The sequence below is a fragment of the Streptomyces sp. URMC 127 genome, from assembly GCF_051386535.1.
Taxonomy (GTDB): domain Bacteria; phylum Actinomycetota; class Actinomycetes; order Streptomycetales; family Streptomycetaceae; genus Streptomyces.
In genome coordinates this window covers 1-4,149 of sequence record NZ_JBPQTW010000347.1, presented here as the reverse complement: position 1 = coordinate 4,149, position 4,149 = coordinate 1, and the positions used below count along the sequence as shown (strand labels likewise).

General features: G+C 73.8%; 5 protein-coding genes. 2 read left to right on the top strand and 3 right to left on the bottom strand.

Annotated elements, in window-relative coordinates; all coding sequences use genetic code 11:
- Both ACSNOH_RS33655 and ACSNOH_RS33650 read right to left on the bottom strand, forming a co-directional pair.
- The coding region (locus tag ACSNOH_RS33655) for a TerD family protein (protein WP_436725245.1) at positions 1 to 361 on the bottom strand (361 nt) is incomplete at its 3' end.
- A 152-nt stretch (positions 362 to 513) separates the two neighbouring features.
- Positions 514 to 1,110: a M48 metallopeptidase family protein gene (locus ACSNOH_RS33650; RefSeq protein ID WP_436725244.1), complete on the bottom strand. Its 597-nt coding sequence runs from the start codon at positions 1,108 to 1,110 to the stop codon at positions 514 to 516.
- Positions 1,111 to 1,371: 261 nt separating this feature from the next.
- Between ACSNOH_RS33650 and ACSNOH_RS33645 the strand changes: the two genes are divergently transcribed.
- Positions 1,372 to 2,403 (top strand): ThiF family adenylyltransferase, encoded by a 1,032-nt coding sequence (locus ACSNOH_RS33645; RefSeq protein ID WP_436725243.1) that lies wholly within the window; start codon positions 1,372 to 1,374, stop codon positions 2,401 to 2,403.
- 47 nt (positions 2,404 to 2,450) lie between these two features.
- Positions 2,451 to 3,830, top strand: coding sequence for an ABC1 kinase family protein (locus ACSNOH_RS33640; RefSeq protein WP_436725242.1), 1,380 nt, complete (start codon positions 2,451 to 2,453; stop codon positions 3,828 to 3,830).
- Between the two features lie 18 nt (positions 3,831 to 3,848).
- Here the strand turns inward: ACSNOH_RS33640 and ACSNOH_RS33635 are convergent, their stop codons facing one another.
- Positions 3,849 to 4,064, bottom strand: coding sequence for a hypothetical protein (locus ACSNOH_RS33635; RefSeq protein ID WP_391473888.1), 216 nt, complete (start codon positions 4,062 to 4,064; stop codon positions 3,849 to 3,851).
- Between the last annotated feature and the right edge of the window lie 85 nt (positions 4,065 to 4,149).

The following is a 4,149-nucleotide window of genomic DNA, read 5'->3' as shown; positions in this document are numbered from 1 at the left end:
GGCCGCCCGCGACGATGCGGAGGTAGCCGGGGCCGATCTGCGACATCTGGCCGGCGCCGTCGAGGGTGGCCGTGAAGGTGAGGCGCTGGATGTGCGGGGGGATCTGGTCGAGCGTGACGCGGAAGGACTCCGTGTCCCCGGCCTGCGCGCCGAGCTGCTGGATGGCGCCCTCGGGCGACTTGGGCTGGTTGAAGAAGACGAAGTACCGGTCGTCCGAGAGCCGCTCCGCGGCGTCGAGGCCGAAGCAGCTGATGTCGAAGGTCAGGCCGGGACCCGCGATCTGCACTCCCACGTACAGATCGGTCCCCGCCGTCAGGTCACTGATCTTGGCCTTGTGGCCGCGCTGGAATTCCCTGGCCATGCGTAACGACCGTCCCCCATCCGAACGTGCGATGAAAAGGTGTGATGAATACGTTGCGCCAGGCTAACGGCTGAGGGCTGGATCATCCGACTCAGGACCGGCCGTGTCCCCTGCGGGAGACGCGCGGGCGCCGGGCCCGGTTCACTCGCTTCTCACTCGCTGCGCGCCGCGGGGAGGTGGGGCAGCCGGTCGGCGGCCACCACGCCCTCCAGATAGCCGCGGGCGCGCTCGGTGCGGGGGTAGGCGTCGAGGAGCCGCCAGAAGCCGGGGCCGTGGCCGGGGACGAGCAGGTGCGCCAGCTCGTGCAGGAGGACGTAGTCGAGGACGTACTCCGGCATGCCCTGCAGCCGGTGCGAGAGGCGGATGCTGCCTTCGGCGGGGGTGCACGAGCCCCAGCGGGTGTTCTGGTTGGTGACCCAGCGGACGGTCGCGGGGCGGGCCCGGCCTGCCAGGTACTGCTCCGAAAGGCGGGCGGCGCGCTCGGCGAGCTCGGAGTCGCCGAGCATGCGCTTGCTCTCCTGCGCCGCGAGCTTGTCGAGCATCGTCGTGACCCAGCGCTGCTCCTCGGCCTCCGACATGCGCGCGGGGATGAGGACCACGGTGCGGTCGCCCTCCCGGTACGCGGACACCGTCCTGCGGCGGCGCGCGCTCCGCCTGACCTCGACCGCACCGGGCTCGGCACCGCGGGTGAGCGGGCCGGAAGCGCTGCGCGGTGGGCGTGCGGCACTGTGCAGAGGGTCGACGGGCACGCCCCGACGTTACCGGCTGGCGGCGTGTGAAGTCCCGCCCATCGGTCCTTGTCGGGGGCAAAGACCCCACGGGAACAGCGTTCGTACGACGATCACACCAGGCCTGTGGACAACTTCTCACGGCGGCGGCGCGGGAGGTCCATGCTGGGGGCCGATCAAGGGGGAAGCATGCAGAAGACCGCACAGCGCGTGAGCCGTAAGCAATACGCCCAGCACGCGCAATCCGATGAATCTACGCAATCCGCGCAATCTGCGCATCCGATGCTCAAGCCCGCGCTGCGCCGCAGCTGGCGCAACCGGGACACCGTGCAGTTCGGGGTGGCCCCGGCGCATGCGGTGACGGTGGGGCCGGTGGATACGGCGACGGGCAGCTTCCTCGGCCTGCTCGACGGCACGCGCGGCATGCCGCTGCTGCGCGAGGAGGCCAGGGCCGCGGGCCTGCGCGAGACGGGGGCGGCGCTGGAGCGGCTGCGGCCCGACCTGGCCTCGCTGTCCGTGCTGCACCCGGGCCCGGGCGAGGCGATGCGGCTGATGGGCGCGCGGCAGGCGGTGCGGGTGCAGGTGCGGGGCGCGGGCCGGGTGGGGGCGGCCGTCGCGGCGCTGCTGTCGGCCTCGGGTGTCGGGCAGGTCGATGTGATGGACGGCGGCTGCGTGGAGCCGTGGGACGCGGGGCCGGTCGGGCTGGGCGCCGCGCGGCCCGGGGAGCGGCGGGAGGCCGCGGCGCGGCGGGCCGTGCGGGAGGCGGCGCCGGAGCCCCGGCGGCGGTCCCGCAGGAGCGGCCGGCCGGAGCCGCCGCTGGCGCTGGTGGTCCTCGCCCCGCGGGACGGCCTCGCCGCCTATGCGCCCGACCCCGGCGCCGTGGAGGAGCTCGTCCTGTCCGGCATCCCCCATATGTACGCGGGCGTCCTGGAAGCCACCGGTCTGGTGGGCCCGTTGGTGCTGCCCGGCGCGACGGCCTGTGCGGGCTGTGTCGAGCTGGGGCGGGCCGGCCGCGACCCGGCCTGGCCGCGGATGCTCGCCCAGTGGCGGTCCGGCCGCGGCTCGGGGGTACCGTCGTGCGACATGGCACTGGCCACGGTTGTGGCGGGGCTGACCGTGGCGCGGGCGCTCGCCTTCCTCGACGGTGGGTCCCCGGCGAGCGCGGGGGTGCGGCTGGAGCTGGCGCTGCCGGGTCCGGCCTGGCTCCCGCGGCCCGTCGAGCCGCATCCGCGGTGCCCCTGCGGCGCGGCGCGGTCCCCGGAAGCCGGGTGTGCCGCGGCCACGGGGTCACCGCACGGGACAATGAGCAGGTAACCGCCGTCCGCGGCGTGGCTGTTCAGCTCAGCTAGTTGGAGGGGCGAATGTCTGATCTACCCCGCAAGGCGGTCACGCGTACCGCCAAGTTGGCCGCTTTGCCACTGGGGTTCGCGGGGCGCACGGCCCTGGGGCTCGGCAAGCGCATCGGGGGCCGGCCGGCGGAGCTGATCGCGACGGAGCTGCAGCAGCGCACTGCAGAGCAGCTCTTCGCGACGCTCGGGCAGCTCAAGGGGGGTGCGATGAAGCTGGGTCAGGCGCTCTCCGTGTTCGAGTCGGCCCTTCCCGAGCAGGTCGCCGGGCCGTACCGGGCCGCGCTGACCAAGCTTCAGGAAGCGGCCCCGCCGATGCCGGTGAAGACGGTGCACGCGGCGCTGGCCGAGCGGCTCGGCGAGGACTGGCGGGAGCTGTTCGAGGAGTTCGACGACCGGCCGGCGGCGGCCGCCTCGATCGGGCAGGTGCACCGGGCGGTCTGGCACGACGGCCGGAAGGTCGCCGTGAAGGTGCAGTATCCCGGCGCGGGCGAGGCGTTGCTGTCGGATCTGACCCAGCTGGGGCGGTTCGCGAGACTGCTGGGGCCGCTGGTTCCGGGCATGGACATCAAGCCGCTGATCACGGAGTTGCGGGACCGGGTCTCCGAGGAGCTGGACTACGCCCTGGAGGCCCGGGCGCAGCGTGCGCACGCCGAGGAGTTCGCGGGCGATCCGGACGTGGTCGTCCCCGAGGTGGTGCACCAGGGCGATCAGGTGCTGGTCACGGAGTGGCTGGAGGGGCTGCCGCTGTCGGAGGTGATAGCGGAGGGCACCCAGGAGCAGCGGGACCGGGCCGGGCAGCTGCTGGCGCGCTTCCTCTTCTCGGGCGCGGCGCGCACGGGCCTGCTGCACGCCGACCCGCACCCTGGCAACTTCCGGCTGCTGACCGGGGACGAGCCCGGCGGCCCGCCGGAGAAGTGGCGGCTGGGCGTGCTGGACTTCGGCACGGTCGACCGGCTGCCGCAGGGCCTGCCGCCGGAGATCGGCACGGCGCTGCGGCTGACGCTGGACGGCGAGGCCGAGGCCGTGCACGAGCTGCTGCGGGACGAGGGGTTCGTCAAGCCGGAGATCGAGCTGGATCCGGGTGCCGTGCTCGACTATCTCCTGCCGATCATCGAGCCGGCGCAGGTGGCGGAGTTCACCTTCACCCGCGGCTGGATGCGCGCGCAGGCGACCCGGATCGCCGACCCCCGCTCCCCCGCGTACCAGCTGGCCCGGCAGCTCAACCTCCCGCCGGCGTATCTGCTGATACACCGCGTGACGATGAGCACGATCGGGGTGCTCTGCCAGCTGGGCGCGACCGTGCGGCTGCGGGACGAGATGGAGGCGTGGGTGCCCGGCTTCGCGGCGCCCGGCGGCGGCCCGGCCGCGGAGGGCCGGGAGACGCCGGCCTGACGGGCCGGGCGCCCGGCCTCACCACCAGGCGGAGTCGAGGCGGCCCTCGATCGATCTGATGTTGGCCCGGGCGCAGTCGTCGCAGAAGTAGCGGCGGCGGCCGTTCTCGAAGGAGCAGGTCCAGGTCGGCGGCGCACCGTCGGCGGGGGTGCCACAGCGAGCGCAGGCGATGGTCTCGTCGGTCTCGGTGGCCTCAGGGTTCAACTGCACTGATTCATGCGTCTTCTGGTCCACTCCCCAGACGATATCCCCGCGAAGGGGCCGGGAGGGCACAACGCACCCGAACGCCCCGCGGGGCCGGTCCGTGAGGAGCCGGCCC